The sequence below is a fragment of the Citrobacter sp. Awk 2 genome (assembly GCF_028069815.1).
Classification (GTDB): Bacteria; Pseudomonadota; Gammaproteobacteria; order Enterobacterales; family Enterobacteriaceae; genus Citrobacter.
In genome coordinates this window covers 40,772-58,019 of record NZ_JANEWL010000009.1, presented here as the reverse complement: position 1 = coordinate 58,019, position 17,248 = coordinate 40,772, and the positions used below count along the sequence as shown (strand labels likewise).

Here is a 17,248-nt window from a genome sequence, read left to right as displayed (position 1 = left end):
TTACACTTTCGTCGCTAAACATTTGAATAAGGAATTATGGATTGTGACCAAACTCAAACTTCTGGCACTTGGCGTGCTTATTGCCACATCCGCGAGTGTCGCGCAAGCAGAAAGCAACCTGACGCTGGGCGCAGGCGTTGGTGTGGTTGAACACCCTTACAAAAACTACGATAGTGACGTTTACCCGGTCCCTGTTGTGACCTATGAAAGCGACAACTTCTGGTTCCGTGGTCTGGGCGGCGGTTACTACCTGTGGAATGACAATACAGATAAATTATCTGTGATGGCGTACTGGTCGCCACTGTACTTCAAGCCGGGCGACAGCGACGATAGCCGTCTGCGCAATCTTGATAAACGTAAGAGCACCATGATGGCCGGGCTTTCTTACGTGCATAACACGCAATATGGTTTCCTGCGTACCAGCCTCGCGGGAGACGCACTGGATAACAGTAATGGTATCGTATGGGATCTGGCATGGCTGTACCGTTATACCAACGGAGGCCTGACGCTGACACCGGGGATTGGTGTTGAGTGGAACAGCGAAAACCAGAACCAGTACTACTATGGTGTATCGCGCCACGAATCGTCTCGCAGTGGTTTACGCAGCTACGATCCTGAAAGCAGCTGGAACCCGTACCTTGAACTCAGCGCCAACTATAATTTCTTAGGCGACTGGAGCGTGTACGGCACTGCGCGTTACACCCGTTTGTCTGATGAAGTGACAGACAGCCCGATGGTAGACAAATCCTGGACGGGTCTGATCTCAACGGGTATCACCTATAAGTTCTGATGCATTTCCAATGCTGAACATGAGCCCGCGTTATGCGGGCTTTTTTATGCCTGACGGGAATGAATGTTGATCTAAAGCATGAGAATTCACGATTTCTGCTGATTCTGCCTTATGCGCTGCTGCAACGAATAATTAACGTGTTTTACCTGGTGTAGTTACCAAACAGGAACGTATTATTTAATTAGTCTGATATCGATTTTCTTATAGAGTAAAAAATACAGGCATCCAAGAACCAATCATCGCTAGCGACTAACAAAATCTACTGCGGCAATATACTGAAAATGCACTGTTTTGTTATGACGCCTGGACCTCAATTAACCTTGCAAGGGGTGTTGCAAATATCTGACAATTATTTTGAGCGTCTAACTTAACCATGAAAGTCATCTTTCATGTGAAAAGTAAAAATCAAAGCGTTTAATTTTTATTTTACATTCTTTAGGTAATTATCTGAAAAAATTAAAATTGACATTAAATATTCTATTGCAGATATTACTCAAACTTAAAAAGTAGCGAGAGTAATTCTTCCTTGCAGAAATATAATCTGCGATGAAGGTTTTTTGAGAATAAACCTGGTATAGATAATGAAAAAGTTAATCATGATAGCTGTGATGGGCGGGGTTCTGGCGGGTTGTTCTACCGAGGCCTCTCGCATGAATGACTGTGAGAACAAGGGCGTCAGTCGGGACGCATGCTACGTTGCTGAGCAGAATCGTCAGGCTACAATTAATGCTGCAGCGGAAAAACAGGCTATGGAAAATGCACAGAGCCTGTACAGCACAAATGATGGTAACTCCAGTCATCATCATAATCACAATAAATATTAAGGTTTTCCTCATGAGAAAATTAATTATTATCGCTGCGCTGGTGGCATCAACTGTTGCACCTGCTCATGCTATTAGCGAGGCTTACCGCCGCCAGTTACAACATGATCATAAAACCATGGTTAGCGAAGCGAATGCTCCGGTTAACGCCAGTACGGTAAAACCCATACATGTAAAGAAACTGGGAGTTGATTTTAAACGTGGCACCGATGGCATTGCCTATATTAATGGTAGCCCGGCAGCAAATGATGAAAATAATGCAGATGCGCAAACCTACAGTGCAGGCTTGATTTCGGTTATTGTATATAAGAATGGAAAAATAAACGCCATGCAAGAAGGTAAATATTTAGGCCGTTTAAAATAATCTCTGCACAACTAACAAGTTATCTGTCTAAGCCCGGGAATAAATACTGTTCCCGGGTTTTTTATTGCATCTGATTAACGACGAACCCTCCAAACGAAGATGGTGCAATTTGTGCACCATCACAGGACACATCCCCCGTGTTTTGCTTTACTGTGGTGCATGTACTCAGGGGGGAACTATGACAGTAAAACAGGTGATGTTTACCGAGCAGGTTTCGCTTCCTGCGATAGGGCAGGGAACATGGAACATGGGGGAGGATCCCTGCCGTCGTCGTGATGAAGTCTCGGCGTTGCAGGCTGGCCTGGATCTGGGGCTGCGTCTGATTGATACGGCTGAAATGTATGCTGATGGTGCAGCAGAAGAAATTGTTGGCGAAGCTTTAGCGGGACGGCGCGATGGTGCATTTTTGGTTTCAAAAGTTTATCCGTGGAATGCCGGAGGCCAGAAAGCGATTGCTGCCTGCGAAGGCAGTCTGCGCCGGCTGAAAACCGACTATCTGGATCTCTATTTGCTGCACTGGACGGGTGACTTTACTTATGAAGAAACCGTCAGCGCCATGGAGAAACTCATCGCTCAGGGGAAAATTCGTCGGTGGGGTGTTTCAAATCTTGATTATGACGAGATGCAGGCGCTATGGCAGGTTGCGGGTGGACGGCAATGCGCCACTAACCAGGTGCTATATCATTTAGCGTCGCGTGGCATTGAATATGACCTGCTGCCATGGTGTCAGCAACAGCAGATGCCGGTTATGGCCTATAGTCCGTTGGCACAGGCAGGACGGTTGCGCAGTGGTTTGTTCACTCATTCGGTGATTAACGACATTGCACATGCACATGATGCCAGTGCCGCCCAGATCCTGCTGGCATGGGTTATTCGTCAACCGGGCGTGATCGCGATTCCAAAAGCGGCGAGTGTGGCGCACGTCGAACAGAATGCGGCTGCGTTAGAGATAACGCTTTCTGTAGATGAGCTTAAGCAGTTAGATAAGGCATATCCGGCACCAAAAGGTAAAACAGCGCTGGATATGGCCTGATTTACCAAATGCCGATGCTCACGCAGCTTATCAGGCCTACGGCTGCGTGTAGTTTGTAGGCCGGATAAGGCGTTAGCAGCATCCAGGCACGGTGCGCGGAACTGCCTGATGCGCTGTGCTTATCAGGCCTACGGCTGTATGTAGTTTGTAGGCCGGATAAGACGTTAGCCGCATCCGGCACGGTGCGCAGAGCTCTCTGATGTCGCAAGCGCCATCAGAGAGCTGCCACAATCTTAGCGTTTAGCTACACGGATAGTCTGCGCCAGACGAGAAGGTTTCTCTTCCGTGGTTTTCTGCGGTGCGGTTGCGTACGCTGTTTCTACGCAAACAAACGTTTTGTAGCCATCGTCCGGCATATCACCCATGCTGACAGACAGCGCCGGACCCGGGTTCCAACCCACAACGTTCAGATGGTGGTGGTGCACGACATCGATATTACGCTTGAGCGAACCATCATGGATGACGCTGCATGCTTCCGGGTTCAGATAAACGCGGTCAGTACGATCCGGGAAGGTCTGGATACCATCGGCCAGCACATCTTCTTTCGCATCGTTCACTTTATCGATCAGGCGGTCGCCAAGACCACTGACTTTCACTGCGGCAATATCACCCACGTTGAAGTAGGTATGCAGTGCGGAGGTAGTTTCAAACTCGCCGTGGGCTTCCAGCTCGATTTCACAGGTTGCGCCGACTTTAAAGCGGGCAAGCAGGGTAAAGTCGTGTGGCCAAAGCTGACGCGTTTCAGCGTTGCTTTGCAACTCAAACGTCAGAACCACGCCGTTGTCATCTTCGTTATGCGCCTTCAGCGTCCAGGGCAGGTTACGCGCGAAGCCGTGAGAAGGTAGACCTTGCTGAGCCGCCGGGCCAAACCACGGCCAACAAATCGGTACGCCACCCCGCAGCGCCACACCAGTTTTAAACGGCGTGTTATTACTTAACCAGAGAACGTCATCTTCGCCGTTTGGTTTCCAGGACAGAAGGTGTGCGCCCTGCAGTGCGAAAGAGGCTTTAACCTGAGGGTGATCGACAACAATAACCTCCAGCTCATCAAGCTGGCGGCGGGAGAGAACAGGGGCAATTTGTTCGACTACCGGAAGTGCAAAAATTTTATTAATCATTACGCAATCCTTTTTAACCCTAAATATTTCGAGTTGCAGGACGGCGGCACGTGAACGACAAATTCGTCAGGAACGAATTTGAACAACCAAAGGTTGCCTTCGGTCAGGGACATGGATGTCCCTGATTCACCCCGATGAGCTTACTGTAGTAAGTGATTCGGGTGAGAGAGCGTAGCCAACACACCTGCAATTTGAAGTATGACGGGTATCTTCGGGCAAAAAAAAGAGCGACCTGAGTCGCTCTTACAGATTACTGTCTCATCTCAACTTATTTGGAGATGTGAGCAATCAGATCCAGAACTTTGTTGGAGTAACCAGTTTCGTTGTCGTACCAGGAAACCAGTTTCACGAAGTTGTCGTTCAGAGCGATACCTGCTTTAGCATCGAACACGGAAGTGCAAACTTCGCCGTTGAAATCGGTAGATACAACGTCGTCTTCGGTGTAACCCAGAACGCCTTTCATCGGGCCTTCGGAAGCAGCTTTGATTGCTTTCTTAATTTCTTCGTAAGAAGCAGCTTTTTCCAGACGAACGGTCAGGTCAACAACAGATACGTTCGGGGTCGGAACGCGGAACGCCATACCAGTCAGTTTGCCATTCAGTTCTGGCAGTACTTTACCTACCGCTTTAGCAGCACCGGTAGAGGACGGGATGATGTTCTGGGATGCGCCGCGGCCGCCACGCCAGTCTTTGTGAGACGGGCCATCAACGGTTTTCTGAGTAGCGGTGGTCGCGTGAACAGTCGTCATCAGACCTTCGATGATGCCGAAGTTGTCGTTGATAACTTTAGCCAGCGGAGCCAGGCAGTTAGTGGTGCAGGAAGCGTTAGAAACGATGTCCTGGCCTTCGTATTTGTCAAAGTTAGCGCCTTTAACAAACATCGGAGTGTTGTCTTTGGAAGGACCAGTCAGAACAACTTTTTTCGCGCCAGCAGTGATGTGCTTACGAGCGGTTTCATCTGTCAGGAACAGGCCAGTAGCTTCAGCTACTACGTCAACACCAACTTCGTCCCATTTCAGGTTAGCCGGATCACGTTCAGCGGTAACACGGATTTTTTTACCGTTTACGATCAGATGACCGTCTTTCACTTCAACGGTACCATTGAAACGGCCGTGAGTGGAGTCATATTTCAGCATGTAAGCCATGTAGTCAGCGTCTAACAGGTCGTTGATTGCAACGATCTCGATGTCAGAACGTTCTTGAGCAGCACGGAAAACAATGCGACCGATACGGCCAAAACCGTTGATACCTACTTTGATAGTCATATATTCCACCAGCTATTTGTTAGTGAATAAAAGGTTGCCTGTAAAATTACAAAAACCTTACGCAGCGTCAAGCGGAATCGTGTCAATCATTGCGACAAATCAAACTGCTGCTTAAGCTTTGCGCAACTGACTCGCCTCACTCTTCCTTTGGACTTGAAACCACATGGGGGCGGCGGCCCGAATTTTAAAGGGCAATCAAGATAAAAACGTGATGTCGATCACGATTCTTGGGCTGCCATTTCGCACGGATCAAGTTTAGAACAAAAGTTCGCACTACGGTGTTAATGTTTTGTTAGAATCTGTCTCGCGATGTGAGTTTAGATAAAGCGAGATGTGAGCAAATGGCTAAGCAACCTTCCCCAGAAGAACTGAAAAAAAATTTGTCCGAAATGCAGTTTTACGTGACACAAAATCATGGGACAGAACCGCCATTTACCGGGCGTTTGCTGCACAATAAGCGTGATGGCATCTACCATTGTCTGATCTGCGATAACCCCTTGTTTCGTTCAGAGACAAAATACGATTCTGGCTGCGGCTGGCCTAGCTTTTACGAGCCGGTGAGCGAAGAGGCTATCCGTTACATAAAAGACACGTCTCATGGCATGCAGCGCATTGAAATCCGCTGTGGAAACTGTGATGCGCATCTGGGGCATGTCTTTCCGGATGGGCCTCAGCCCACAGGCGAGCGTTACTGCGTTAATTCAGCGTCATTGAACTTCACCGACGGCGAAAACGGTGAGCAAACGAAAGGCTGAAGAAACGATTCAGCTAATTATTCTACGGAGAGTGGATTTAACATGAATCTTGATGAGATGATCGACAGCATGACGCCGGAAGTTTATCAGCGCTTATCGACAGCCGTTGAACTGGGAAAATGGCCGGATGGCGTCGCGCTGACCGCAGAACAAAAAGAGAACAGTTTGCAACTGGTGATGTTATGGCAGGCACGTAACAACACGAATGCGCAACACATGACTATCGATACCAACGGTGAGATGGTGATGAAGAGTAAGCAGCAACTAAAAGTGGAGTTTGGCATTACGCCTGAGCCGATTGCGACGTTTAAATCCTGATGATAAATGCCCGGTGAGCGTTTATGCCGGGCATATGCAGTAGGCTACTTTTTGTTCATCATCGCTTTAAGGTCAGCAAACGGATTATATTTCGCTTCGCCGACGGTCTTCTGCGCATCTTCTCCGGCAACCACTGTTGAACCATACTGGTCCGCTTCCGTATATTTGGAATGCTCATGATCGTGGCAGTACAGGCACAACATCTCCCAGTTGCTACCATCTTCCGGGTTGTTAGAGTGGTCGTGATCGATATGGTGTACGGTCAATTCGCGCAGATTTGAGTACACGAACTCGCGGGAACAACGTCCACAGACCCAGGGAAAGAGCTTAAGTGCCTTTTCCCGATAACCGACTTCCAGACGGGCGTAATTTTTAGGGATGAAAGCCATACCAGCTCATACCTCCAGTAGAAGATGAAAAGCTGCGCCAGAGAATGGCGCAGCGGATTGCGATAATCATAACCTATTGTGGCAAGCGTTGGGATCAGTGTTTGATACCCAATGAATCGGCCAACTGCTTCGCTAACTGGTTTTTATCATCCGCACCATACTCCCAGAACATAGCGCCTCCCAGTCCCTTGCTTTTGATGTAGTCCGCTTTGATGGCAACAGAACGCGGGTTTTCGTAGGAGAGGGCGAAAAGTGCTTTTCCGTCGGCAGACTGCACCGACAACCACGGCACTTTTGCTTCATCATCCCAGTGTTGGGTAAAGCGTTTTTGTGGATCGTTGATGAGCTTCGCCACAATGTCGTTGTACTTCACATAGGTATCTTTGGTCAGATCAACGCCCAGTGATTTGAACAGCGCAATGTGTTGTGGCTCAAAATAGGGCTGAGTGGCTGGATTTTTCTGTGCGTCGGGTTTGCTCCAGTCAATCCCTGGCTCAACGGCGCGTTTAGGCACGCGACCATAGAACCCAATACCCAGGTTCATCTGAGCAGGCTTTAGCCCTGCTGCGAGGTAGTTATTGACGACAAAATCGGCGCTGTACTTATCCGCTTCGGCGACCGTTGGCCACGTCGTCGAATCGTACAGGTTTGAGTTGAAGTACTGAGTGCCGTAAGCCATATCGTAGGTCATCAGATTGATGTAATCGAGTAATGGCGCAATGGCTTTGACGTCTACCCAGCTTTTCGGGCTTTCAGCGTTTGCACCGACTGCGATGGTCACCAGTTTTTTATGGCCCACTGCGGCACGTAACTCCTTCAGCAGCGTAGTAAAGTTTGCACGATCGGTCGGTTTACTTTCAACTAACCCCCATGCACCGTTTACCGGATACTCCCAGTCGAGGTCGATACCATCCAGGCCATATTTCGCAATGATGTCTTGCACCGACTGAATAAATATCGCCCGGGATTCTTTTGTGGCCGCAGCGCCTGAGAATCCACGCGCCCCCCAACCGCCAACGGAAAGCAGAACTTTAAGATTCGGGTTCTGTTTACGCAATTCCGGGATCTTATGCAGATCAGACTGCACTTTTTCTGAAAGCCAAATTTGATGCAGCTTACTGGCATCTTTTAGCGCGTCATTGGTTTCGTCCTTCTCGTTGTTATAGATCAGGCCAAATGAGTAGTTCAGGTGGGTTATCTGGCGAACATCCAGTTTGTCGATATCGCCGCCAGGACCGGCAGTGACGTCGCCGCCGCCGTTGAAGTAGCCGACAGACATCAGTGAGTTAGCGGAAACAACGCTGGCACAGAGCAGGGGTAATGCTGCCAACAAAGGCAAAAGTTTCATCGGAGTTCCTCTTTGACAATTAAAAAAGCAAACACGCCACGGAAATGGCGTGGCGAAAAAAACAGCTCTTGTAGGTTAACAGTTTCATAACAGGAAAAATGCGAAGGGGTTCACGTCACTTTAGCGAAGCGGCTGCCATGTTCCTTTGTTTTTCAGTTCATCGTTGCACTTATTTGTGATCTGAGTTGTGAAATACAGAATTTTATCTGCGTTGTAAAGATTTGGTGTTGACCTCAAAAATTATATGGATAAGTATGATGACCACTGATGCAAAACTAAACACAAAGGAAAATTCAATGAAAGCACTGGCAAGATTTGGCAAGGCCTTTGGCGGCTATAAGATGATTGATGTACCGGAACCGGTTTGTGGCCCGGATGACATCGTGATTGAAATCAAAGCGGCGGCTATCTGCGGCGCGGACATGAAACACTACAATGTTGATAGCGGATCCGATCAGTTTAACTCCATCCGCGGCCATGAGTTCGCCGGTAAAATTGTCCGCGTTGGCGACAAAGTTAAGGACTGGAAAGTCGGTCAGCGGGTGGTGTCTGACAATAGTGGACATGTCTGCGGCGTTTGCCCAGCCTGCGAACAAGGCGATTTTCTGTGTTGTACAGAAAAAGTGAACTTAGGTCTCGACAACAACACATGGGGCGGAGGGTTCTCGAAATATTGCCTGGTGCCGGGGGAAATCCTCAAAATTCACCGCCATGCGCTGTGGGAAATCCCACAAGGCGTTGATTATGAAGAAGCGGCGGTGCTGGATCCTATCTGTAACGCCTACAAATCTATCGCTCAGCAATCCAAATTCCTTCCCGGCCAGGACGTTGTGGTTTTCGGCACCGGTCCATTGGGACTCTTTTCGGTCCAGATGGCGCGCATTATGGGGGCCGTCAATATCGTGATGGTCGGGCTGGAAGAGGACGTCGCCGTACGCTTCCCGATCGCCAAAGAGCTGGGGGCGACTGCGGTTGTCAACGGTTCCACCGAAGATGTGGTCGCGCGCTGCCAGGAAATCTGCGGTAAAGACAATCTGGGGCTGGTCATCGAATGCTCCGGTGCCAATATCGCCCTTAAACAATCGATCGAAATGCTGCGCCCAAATGGTGAAGTCGTTCGCGTTGGCATGGGCTTTAAACCTCTCGATTTCTCCATCAACGACATCACCGCGTGGAACAAAAGCATCATTGGTCATATGGCCTATGACTCCACGTCCTGGCGCAACGCCATCCGCCTGCTGGCCAGCGGTGCGATCAAAGTTAAACCGATGATTACTCACCGTATCGGCTTGTCGCAATGGCGCGAAGGGTTTGACGCCATGGTCGATAAAACCGCGATTAAAGTGATCATGACCTACGACTTTGATGAATAACCTCATTTATTAAAGGAAGGTTCCCGGATGGAACAGATAGCAAAACCGTACTGCGGCGCGAGGTTGGACAGGCTGCCTGACTGCCGTTGGCACACGTCGATGTTTGCGATGGTTGCCTTTGGATTACTGGTTTGTTGGAGTAATGCCGTTGGCGGATTAATTCTTGCGCAGTTAAAAGAACTCGGCTGGACCGATAATTCCACTACCGCCACGTTTTCCGCCATTACGACGGCGGGAATGTTTCTCGGCGCGCTTGCCGGGGGAATTATCGGGGATAAAACCGGGCGCAAAAATGCCTTTATCCTGTATGAAGCGATTCATATTATCGCCATGGTCGTGGGGGCGTTTTCGCCAAATATGACCTTCCTTATTGCCTGCCGTTTTGTGATGGGGGTGGGATTAGGTGCGCTGCTGGTGACTCTGTTTGCCGGGTTCACCGAATATATGCCCGGCAGGAATCGCGGTACCTGGTCCAGTAGGGTCTCGTTTATCGGTAATTGGTCTTATCCGCTCTGTTCGCTGATTGCGATGGGACTGACGCCGTTAATCAGTGCTGAATGGAACTGGCGCGTGCAACTGCTGATCCCGGCGGTGCTATCGCTGATTGCCACTGCCATTGCCTGGCGCTGGTTCCCCGAGTCGCCTCGCTGGCTGGAGTCTCGTGGACGCTACGCGGAAGCCGAAAAAGTGATGCGGGCAATAGAAGAGGGCGTGGTTCAGCAGACCGGTAAGCCACTGCCGCCAGTGGTGATAGGAGATGACGGCAAGGCACCGCGCTCTGTTCCGTATTCGGCTTTATTAACCGGCGTATTACTCAAGCGCGTTATTTTAGGTTCCTTTGTTCTGATTGCCATGAACGTCGTGCAGTACACCTTAATTAACTGGCTGCCGACGATATTTATGACCCAGGGCATTAACCTGAAAGATTCCATTGTCTTAAATACCATGAGTATGTTTGGTGCGCCGTTTGGAATATTTATCGCCATGCTGGTGATGGATAAAATTCCCAGAAAGACCATGGGGGTGGGCTTATTAGTATTAATCGCCGTGCTGGGATATATCTACTCGCTGCAAACCAGCATGCTGCTGATTACGTTAATAGGCTTCTTCCTGATTACCTTTGTGTATATGTACGTTTGCTACGCCTCAGCGGTATATGTACCGGAAATATGGCCGACCGAAGCGAAACTTCGCGGTTCTGGTCTGGCGAATGCGGTAGGGCGTATCAGCGGTATCGCCGCGCCTTATGCGGTCGCGGTATTGCTTAACGGTTATGGCGTAACGGGGGTGTTTGTCCTGCTGGGTGCGGTCTCCATTATTGTCGCTGTCGCCATTGCTACCATCGGAATTGAAACCAAAGGCGTCTCTGTCGAAAGCCTCGGTATTGATGCAGTTACCAGCAAATAATATTGATGGGAAAGAAAATGAAAAATTCAAAAGCGATATTAAAAACGCCGGGCACGATGAAAATTATTGCCGCCGATATCCCGGTACCCAAAGAGCATGAAGTACTGATCAAAATTGAATATGTAGGTATTTGCGGTTCAGATGTTCACGGTTTCGAATCAGGTCCCTTTATTCCGCCAAAAGACCCAAACCAGGAAATTGGTCTGGGGCATGAATGCGCTGGTACGGTGGTGGCGGTAGGAAACCGCGTCAGTAAATTTAAACCGGGCGACCGGGTGAACATTGAACCCGGCGTGCCGTGTGGTCACTGCCGCTACTGTCTGGAGGGCAAATACAACATCTGTCCGGACGTCGACTTTATGGCCACGCAGCCTAATTATCGCGGCGCGCTAACCCACTATCTGTGCCATCCGGAGAGCTTCACTTACAAGCTGCCCGATAACATGGACACCATGGAAGGCGCGCTGGTGGAGCCTGCGGCGGTCGGTATGCATGCCGCAATGCTGGCGGACGTTAAGCCGGGTAAGAAAATCGTCATTCTGGGGGCTGGCTGTATTGGTTTAATGACCCTGCAGGCTTGCAAATGTTTGGGTGCTACCGACATCGCCGTTGTTGATGTTTTGGAAAAACGTCTGGCCATGGCCGAGCAGCTTGGTGCGACGACGGTGATCAACGGAGCGAAAGAGGACACCGTTGCCCGCTGTCAGCAGTTCTCCGGCGATATGGGGGCTGACATTGTTTTTGAAACTGCCGGCTCGGCGATCACCGTTAAGCAAGCTCCGTACCTGGTGATGCGCGGCGGGAAAATCATGATCGTTGGGACGGTTCCCGGTGATTCGGCGATTAATTTCCTCAAAATTAACCGTGAAGTCTCCATTCAGACCGTTTTTCGCTACGCCAACCGCTATCCGGTCACTATTGAAGCCATTTCCTCCGGGCGTTTCGATGTCAAGTCGATGGTGACACATATTTATGATTATGAAGATGTTCAGCGCGCGTTTGATGAGTCAGTCAACAATAAACGCGAAATTATCAAAGGCGTTATTAAAGTTAACCATTAATTTATTGAAAAGGGAGAAACAACTATGCTGGCAGATATTAAATATTGGGAAAATGATGCCCAGAATAAACATTATGCGATTGCCCACTTTAACGTGTGGAATGCGGAAATGTTAATGGGGGTGATCGATGCGGCGGAAGAATCTAAATCGCCGGTGATTATCTCCTTCGGCACCGGTTTTGTCGGTAATACCTCGTTTGAAGATTTTTCGCATATGATGGTTTCGATGGCGAAAAAAGCCTCGGTGCCGGTTATTACCCATTGGGACCACGGGCGCAGCATGGAAATTATCCATAACGCCTGGACCCACGGCATGAATTCGCTGATGCGCGATGCCTCCGCCTTTGATTTCGAAGAGAATATTCGCCTGACTAAAGAGGCAGTGGATTTCTTCCATCCGTTGGGTATTCCGGTCGAGGCGGAGCTGGGCCACGTGGGGAATGAAACGGTTTATGAAGAAGCGCTGGCGGGCTATCACTATACCGACCCGAGCCAGGCGGCGGAATTTGTCGAGCGTACCGGCTGCGATTCTCTGGCGGTAGCGATTGGTAACCAGCACGGTGTCTATACTTCAGAGCCGAAACTGAATTTCGACGTGGTCAAACGCGTGCGCGAGGCGGTATCCGTTCCGCTGGTGCTGCACGGCGCGTCCGGCATTAGCGATGCGGATATCAAAAAGGCCATTTCATTAGGTATTTCGAAAATCAATATTCATACCGAACTGTGCCAGGCGGCAATGGCGGCGGTGCAGGAGAACCAGAATCAGCCGTTCCTGCACGTTGAGCGTGAAGTTCGCAAAGCGGTAAAAGAGCGCGCGCTGGAGAAAATTAAACTGTTTGGTTCTGACGGTAAAGCGGAATGACAATATGGATAATATCGAGGTTATTTGTATCGGGGCGGCTATTGTTGATATTCCCTTGCAGCCAGTAAGTAAAAATATCTTTGATGTAGATTCTTATCCTTTAGAACGTATTGCGATGACGACGGGAGGCGATGCGATTAATGAAGCGACGATTATTTCTCGTCTCGGACATCGTACTGCATTAATAAGCCGGGTCGGTGACGATGCTGCGGGACATTTTATTGTCGACCATTGTCGTCGGGAGAATATTGATATTCAGAGCCTGAAACAGGATGCGGATATTGATACTTCCATTAACGTGGGTTTGGTCACAGCCGATGGTGAACGCACCTTTGTCACCAATCGCAACGGCAGCCTGTGGAAACTGAATATTAACGATGTTGATTTTGACCGTTTCTCGCAGGCAAAGCTGCTGTCGCTGGCGAGTATTTTTAACAGTCCGCTGCTTGATGGTCAGGCGTTAACGGCCATTTTCACGCAGGCGAAAGCGCATAAGCTCATTATCTGCGCCGATATGATTAAACCGCGACTGAATGAAACGCTGGACGATATCCGTGAAGCGCTGAGCTACGTGGATTATCTGTTTCCCAATTTTGAGGAGGCAAAACTGCTCACCGGGAAAGAGACGCTGGATGAAATAGCCGATAGTTTTCTGGGCTGCGGCGTGAAAACGGTAGTCATTAAGACCGGCAAGAGAGGCTGTTTTATCAAAAGTGTCGATATGAAAATGGAGGTCCCGGCGGTGTCAGGAATTACCGCCATCGACACCATCGGCGCAGGGGATAACTTTGCTTCAGGATTTATCTCCGCGCTGCTTGAAGGCAAACCGCTTCGCGACTGCGCGCTGTTTGCTAACGCCACGGCGGCGATATCGGTACTGAGCGTGGGCGCGACGACCGGCGTGAAGAACAGAAAGCTGGTGAAACAACTTCTCGATGAATACGAAGGGTAATAACGGCAGATGAAAATGATTCCTTTAGGCAGTACGGATATTACGCTTTCCCGCATGGGATTAGGGACATGGGCCATTGGCGGCGGCCCGGCATGGAACGGCGATCTCGACCTGCAGATTTGCATTGACACCATTGTTGAAGCACACCGCTGCGGTATTAATCTCATTGATACCGCGCCTGGCTACAACTTTGGCAACAGCGAAGTGATTGTCGGGCAGGCGCTGAAAAAGCTGCCGCGCAGCGAGATCGTGGTTGAAACCAAATGCGGCATCGTATGGGAGCGAACAGGCAGCCTGTTTAACAAAGTAGGTGATCGCCAGCTGTATAAAAACCTCTCGCCTGAGTCGATTCGCGAAGAGGTGGACGCCAGTCTGCAAAGATTGGGCATCGATAGCATTGATATTTATATGACCCACTGGCAGTCGGTTGAGCCCTGTTTTACGCCGATTGCGGAAACCGTAGACACGCTGAACGCACTGAAAAAAGAGGGGAAAATCCGTTCGATTGGGGCGGCGAACGTCGATGCCGGGCATATCAGGGAGTACCTCAAGTATGGCGAGCTGGATATCGTGCAGGCCAAGTACAGCATTCTTGATCGCGCGCTGGAAACTGAACTGCTGCCGTTATGCCAGCAGAATGGCATTGTTGTGCAGGTTTATTCCCCACTCGAGCAGGGACTCCTGACCGGGACTATTGATCGAGATTATGTCCCTAGCGGTGCGCGGGCCAACAAAGTCTGGTTCCAACGGGACAATATGCTGCGGGTGATTGACATGCTTGAGCAATGGCAGCCACTGTGCGAGAAATACCGCTGCACAATCCCCGCGCTGGCCTTGGCATGGATTTTAAAGCAAAGCGATTTAATTACCTTACTGAGCGGCGCAACCGCGCCTGAACAGGTTCGCGAGAATGTCGAGGCGTTGACCATTCCTCTGACAGATGATGATTCATTATTGATGAGGCAAATGGCAGAGGCGTTGGATAGCAAATAAGCCAGCAGATAGGATTGACCTCTGTTTCTGTGTAAAAGAGTATTGAAATCTGTGATTCAGACATGTTCTTTTGAAAATAAACATAGCCTGTGAGATACTAGGGTCTTATTATTACTTTGCAGGAAACAGAGGTGTCATCGTGGCGGCAAAAGACAGGATTCAGGCCATTAAGCAAATGGTGGCTAATGATAAGAAAGTGGCGGTATCTAATTTAAGTTCAATCTTTCAGGTAACTGAGGAAACGATTCGCCGCGATCTTGAAAAACTGGAAGATGAAGGTTTTCTGACCCGAACATATGGCGGTGCAGTGCTCAATACTACCGCGTTGTCCGACAATATTCATTTTTATAAGCGTGCAAAATCTTTCTTCGAAGAGAAGCAGATCATTGCCCGTAATGCGTTACCGTTTATTAAAAATAAGACCACGATGGCTGCCGACTCCAGCAGTACTGCGATGGAATTATTAAAGCTATTGAAGGAAAGAAACGATCTGACGTTGCTGACGAACTCAGCGGAAGCGTTTCATGAATTAGCGCAATCTGAGATTAATGTGGTTTCGACTGGGGGAGAGTTAAATAAGAATACACTGTCACTTCAGGGCCGTATCACCAAAGAGATTATCAGCCGCTATCACGTTGATATCATGGTGATGAGCTGCAAAGGGCTGGACATTACAAGCGGTGCGCTTGATTCAAACGAAGCAGAAGCTGAGATCAAAAAAACAATGATTCGTCAGGCGGCAGAGGTCGCTCTGTTAGTCGATCACTCAAAGTTTGATCGTAAAGCATTTGTCCAGTTAGTGGATCTTAGCCATATTAATTACATTATAACAGATAAAGCACCGGGTGCTGAGTGGGTTGAATTTTGCAAGAAAAATAATATCCAGCTTGTGTACTAATGCAGGGCTAAGTAGTCGATATTTTTTAGATTGCATCCGGTTAATGCCAAATAAAAATGATGATGGTAAATGCGACAGATTTACACTGTCGCCTATTGCCATAACAAGTTTATTATATTTTGCTGCATTTGAGGCACCCAGATGGAACAATATGAACATATCGGCGCAAGGCTGGATCGCTTACCTTTTTCAAAGTTTCACTTTCGTATTTTTGGTATTATCAGCTTTGGTTTGTTGCTGACGGGCTTTCTGAGTTATTCCGGTAATGTGGTATTAGCTAAACTGGTTAGTAATGGCTGGTCGAATAACTACCTTAATGCGGCATTTACTTCAGCGCTAATGTTTGGTTATTTTATTGGCTCATTGAGCGGTGGGTTTATCGGCGATTATCTTGGGCGGCGGCAAGCGTTTCGGATGAATTTGCTGATAGTCGGTATTTCTGCAACTGCCGCCTCTTTTGTTCCCAATATGTATTGGTTAATCTTCTTCCGTGGGCTTATGGGGGTAGGAATGGGGGCGCTGATTATGGTGGGTTATGCCTCCTTTACTGAGTTTATTCCCCCGGTGGTACGCGGTAAATGGTCTGCTCGTTTGTCTTTTGTCGGCAACTGGTCACCCATGCTGTCTGCGGCTGTCGGTGTTGTCGTCATCGCCTGTTTCAGCTGGCGAGTGATGTTTTTTCTTGGTGGTGTGGGAATGCTGTTGGCCTGGTATCTGTCAGGAAAATACCTTATTGAGTCTCCCCGGTGGCTGGCAGGCAAAGGTCTGCAAGAAAAGGCGGAAAAGCATATCCTGGATGTAGAACAACAGGTCGAGAAAGAAAAAAAGATCATCTTGCCGCCATGTCCAAATCCTCGAGAAAAAACGGGGTTAAGCACGGTAAATGATTCGTTTTGGTTGTTATTCAAGGGGCAAATGTTACGCCGGACGCTGGTGGCGATCACAGTACTGATCGCGATGAACATCTCGCTGTATACTATTACCGTCTGGATCCCGACAATTTTCGTTAACACCGGTTTTGATGTGACGAAATCTATTTTCATGACCTCGATTATTATGATTGGGGCACCGGTAGGCATTTATATTGCCGCATTAATTATTGACCGCTTCCCACGACGGTTATTTGGCTCAACGCTGCTGATTATTATTGCTATCCTGGGATATTTTTATTCGATTCAAACACAGGAATGGGCGATTTTAAGCTATGGCCTGGTGATGATCTTTTTTTTGTATATGTATGTCTGTTTTGCTTCTGCGGTGTATGTCCCGGAACTTTGGCCAACCCATCTTCGATTGCGAGGTTCCGGTTTTGTGAATGCCGTGGGGAGAATTGTCGCTGTATTTACACCGTACGGGGTTGCTGTATTACTCACTCAGTATGGCGCGGTCACCGTGTTTATTGTGCTCGGCGCTATGCTGGTGGTGTGCTCACTGATCCTGTTTTGTTTTGGTATTGAAACCCGCAGGGTTTCGCTGGAGCAGATATCGAGCCTGGGGTGAGTT

18 protein-coding genes are annotated in these 17,248 nt (G+C 48.9%); 14 read left to right on the top strand and 4 right to left on the bottom strand.

Features of this window, described 5'->3' with window-relative positions; genetic code table 11:
- The first annotated feature begins 43 nt into the window (after positions 1-43).
- The 4 genes from NNO02_RS04460 to NNO02_RS04445 all read left to right on the top strand — a co-directional run bounded on the left by NNO02_RS04460 (position 44) and on the right by NNO02_RS04445 (position 3,008).
- Complete coding sequence (locus NNO02_RS04460; protein WP_048212595.1) at positions 44-790, top strand: MipA/OmpV family protein; 747 nt, start codon at positions 44-46, stop codon at positions 788-790.
- 581 nt (positions 791-1,371) lie between these two features.
- Positions 1,372-1,614, top strand: a complete 243-nt coding sequence (locus tag NNO02_RS04455) for a hypothetical protein (RefSeq protein ID WP_271441154.1) — start codon at positions 1,372-1,374, stop codon at positions 1,612-1,614.
- A 10-nt stretch (positions 1,615-1,624) separates the two neighbouring features.
- On the top strand, positions 1,625-1,975 hold the full coding sequence (locus NNO02_RS04450; protein WP_271449122.1) for a hypothetical protein: 351 nt from the start codon (positions 1,625-1,627) through the stop codon (positions 1,973-1,975).
- A 178-nt stretch (positions 1,976-2,153) separates the two neighbouring features.
- On the top strand, positions 2,154-3,008 hold the full coding sequence (locus NNO02_RS04445) for an aldo/keto reductase (RefSeq protein WP_271454288.1): 855 nt from the start codon (positions 2,154-2,156) through the stop codon (positions 3,006-3,008).
- Positions 3,009-3,241: 233 nt separating this feature from the next.
- On the opposite strand, the gene NNO02_RS04440 is transcribed toward NNO02_RS04445, so the two are convergent.
- The gene (locus NNO02_RS04440) at positions 3,242-4,126 is read right to left on the bottom strand and encodes a D-hexose-6-phosphate mutarotase (protein ID WP_271454287.1); all 885 of its coding nucleotides are present in this window, start codon (positions 4,124-4,126) and stop codon (positions 3,242-3,244) included.
- Positions 4,127-4,394: 268 nt separating this feature from the next.
- Positions 4,395-5,390, bottom strand: a complete 996-nt coding sequence (gene gapA, locus NNO02_RS04435; protein WP_003030697.1) for a glyceraldehyde-3-phosphate dehydrogenase — start codon at positions 5,388-5,390, stop codon at positions 4,395-4,397.
- A 341-nt stretch (positions 5,391-5,731) separates the two neighbouring features.
- Here gapA and msrB point away from each other — a divergent pair, with 341 nt between their 5' ends.
- A complete protein-coding gene (gene msrB, locus NNO02_RS04430) occupies positions 5,732-6,145 on the top strand; it encodes a peptide-methionine (R)-S-oxide reductase MsrB (RefSeq protein WP_040233651.1) in 414 nt (137 codons plus the stop codon).
- Positions 6,146-6,187: 42 nt separating this feature from the next.
- A complete protein-coding gene (locus NNO02_RS04425; RefSeq protein ID WP_271441150.1) occupies positions 6,188-6,463 on the top strand; it encodes a YeaC family protein in 276 nt (91 codons plus the stop codon).
- Between the two features lie 44 nt (positions 6,464-6,507).
- Here NNO02_RS04425 and yajD read toward each other — a convergent pair whose 3' ends face one another.
- Both yajD and NNO02_RS04415 read right to left on the bottom strand, forming a co-directional pair.
- Positions 6,508-6,852: an HNH nuclease YajD gene (gene yajD, locus NNO02_RS04420; RefSeq protein ID WP_271454286.1), complete on the bottom strand. Its 345-nt coding sequence runs from the start codon at positions 6,850-6,852 to the stop codon at positions 6,508-6,510.
- A 94-nt stretch (positions 6,853-6,946) separates the two neighbouring features.
- Positions 6,947-8,200 carry a glycoside hydrolase family 18 protein gene (locus tag NNO02_RS04415; RefSeq protein ID WP_271454285.1) on the bottom strand — a complete coding sequence of 418 codons (1,254 nt, stop codon included), beginning with the start codon at positions 8,198-8,200 and terminating at the stop codon, positions 6,947-6,949.
- Positions 8,201-8,496: 296 nt separating this feature from the next.
- Between NNO02_RS04415 and NNO02_RS04410 the strand changes: the two genes are divergently transcribed.
- From NNO02_RS04410 to NNO02_RS04375, 8 genes are all read left to right on the top strand, one after another.
- Positions 8,497-9,573, top strand: coding sequence for a zinc-binding dehydrogenase (locus NNO02_RS04410; RefSeq protein ID WP_142461473.1), 1,077 nt, complete (start codon positions 8,497-8,499; stop codon positions 9,571-9,573).
- Positions 9,574-9,600: 27 nt separating this feature from the next.
- Complete coding sequence (locus tag NNO02_RS04405; protein WP_271454284.1) at positions 9,601-10,980, top strand: MFS transporter; 1,380 nt, start codon at positions 9,601-9,603, stop codon at positions 10,978-10,980.
- A gap of 17 nt (positions 10,981-10,997) precedes the next feature.
- Entirely contained in the window at positions 10,998-12,041 is a 1,044-nt protein-coding gene (locus NNO02_RS04400; protein WP_003832485.1) for an NAD(P)-dependent alcohol dehydrogenase, read from the top strand.
- A gap of 24 nt (positions 12,042-12,065) precedes the next feature.
- A complete protein-coding gene (locus tag NNO02_RS04395; protein WP_079938513.1) occupies positions 12,066-12,902 on the top strand; it encodes a ketose-bisphosphate aldolase in 837 nt (278 codons plus the stop codon).
- A gap of 4 nt (positions 12,903-12,906) precedes the next feature.
- Positions 12,907-13,854 (top strand): carbohydrate kinase family protein, encoded by a 948-nt coding sequence (locus NNO02_RS04390; RefSeq protein WP_139537905.1) that lies wholly within the window; start codon positions 12,907-12,909, stop codon positions 13,852-13,854.
- A gap of 9 nt (positions 13,855-13,863) precedes the next feature.
- Positions 13,864-14,847: an NADH-dependent methylglyoxal reductase gene (gene ydjG / locus NNO02_RS04385; protein ID WP_271454283.1), complete on the top strand. Its 984-nt coding sequence runs from the start codon at positions 13,864-13,866 to the stop codon at positions 14,845-14,847.
- 139 nt (positions 14,848-14,986) lie between these two features.
- A complete protein-coding gene (locus NNO02_RS04380; RefSeq protein ID WP_137383429.1) occupies positions 14,987-15,745 on the top strand; it encodes a DeoR/GlpR family DNA-binding transcription regulator in 759 nt (252 codons plus the stop codon).
- Positions 15,746-15,886: 141 nt separating this feature from the next.
- On the top strand, positions 15,887-17,245 hold the full coding sequence (locus NNO02_RS04375) for an MFS transporter (RefSeq protein ID WP_137383428.1): 1,359 nt from the start codon (positions 15,887-15,889) through the stop codon (positions 17,243-17,245).
- Positions 17,246-17,248: the final 3 nt, after the last annotated feature.

What these genes read in the sequence shown, in the direction of transcription:
- ydjG (WP_271454283.1), top strand. Translation starts at nt 13,864, where the DNA reads ATGAAAATGATTCCTTTAGGCAGTACGGATATTACGCTTTCCCGCATG.
- NNO02_RS04425 (WP_271441150.1), top strand. Translation starts at nt 6,188, where the DNA reads ATGAATCTTGATGAGATGATCGACAGCATGACGCCGGAAGTTTATCAG.
- yajD (WP_271454286.1), bottom strand. Translation starts at nt 6,852, where the DNA reads ATGGCTTTCATCCCTAAAAATTACGCCCGTCTGGAAGTCGGTTATCGG.
- NNO02_RS04450 (WP_271449122.1), top strand. Translation starts at nt 1,625, where the DNA reads ATGAGAAAATTAATTATTATCGCTGCGCTGGTGGCATCAACTGTTGCA.
- NNO02_RS04410 (WP_142461473.1), top strand. Translation starts at nt 8,497, where the DNA reads ATGAAAGCACTGGCAAGATTTGGCAAGGCCTTTGGCGGCTATAAGATG.
- NNO02_RS04405 (WP_271454284.1), top strand. Translation starts at nt 9,601, where the DNA reads ATGGAACAGATAGCAAAACCGTACTGCGGCGCGAGGTTGGACAGGCTG.
- NNO02_RS04455 (WP_271441154.1), top strand. Translation starts at nt 1,372, where the DNA reads ATGAAAAAGTTAATCATGATAGCTGTGATGGGCGGGGTTCTGGCGGGT.
- gapA (WP_003030697.1), bottom strand. Translation starts at nt 5,390, where the DNA reads ATGACTATCAAAGTAGGTATCAACGGTTTTGGCCGTATCGGTCGCATT.
- NNO02_RS04440 (WP_271454287.1), bottom strand. Translation starts at nt 4,126, where the DNA reads ATGATTAATAAAATTTTTGCACTTCCGGTAGTCGAACAAATTGCCCCT.
- NNO02_RS04415 (WP_271454285.1), bottom strand. Translation starts at nt 8,200, where the DNA reads ATGAAACTTTTGCCTTTGTTGGCAGCATTACCCCTGCTCTGTGCCAGC.
- msrB (WP_040233651.1), top strand. Translation starts at nt 5,732, where the DNA reads ATGGCTAAGCAACCTTCCCCAGAAGAACTGAAAAAAAATTTGTCCGAA.
- NNO02_RS04390 (WP_139537905.1), top strand. Translation starts at nt 12,907, where the DNA reads ATGGATAATATCGAGGTTATTTGTATCGGGGCGGCTATTGTTGATATT.
- NNO02_RS04445 (WP_271454288.1), top strand. Translation starts at nt 2,154, where the DNA reads ATGACAGTAAAACAGGTGATGTTTACCGAGCAGGTTTCGCTTCCTGCG.
- NNO02_RS04375 (WP_137383428.1), top strand. Translation starts at nt 15,887, where the DNA reads ATGGAACAATATGAACATATCGGCGCAAGGCTGGATCGCTTACCTTTT.
- NNO02_RS04400 (WP_003832485.1), top strand. Translation starts at nt 10,998, where the DNA reads ATGAAAAATTCAAAAGCGATATTAAAAACGCCGGGCACGATGAAAATT.
- NNO02_RS04395 (WP_079938513.1), top strand. Translation starts at nt 12,066, where the DNA reads ATGCTGGCAGATATTAAATATTGGGAAAATGATGCCCAGAATAAACAT.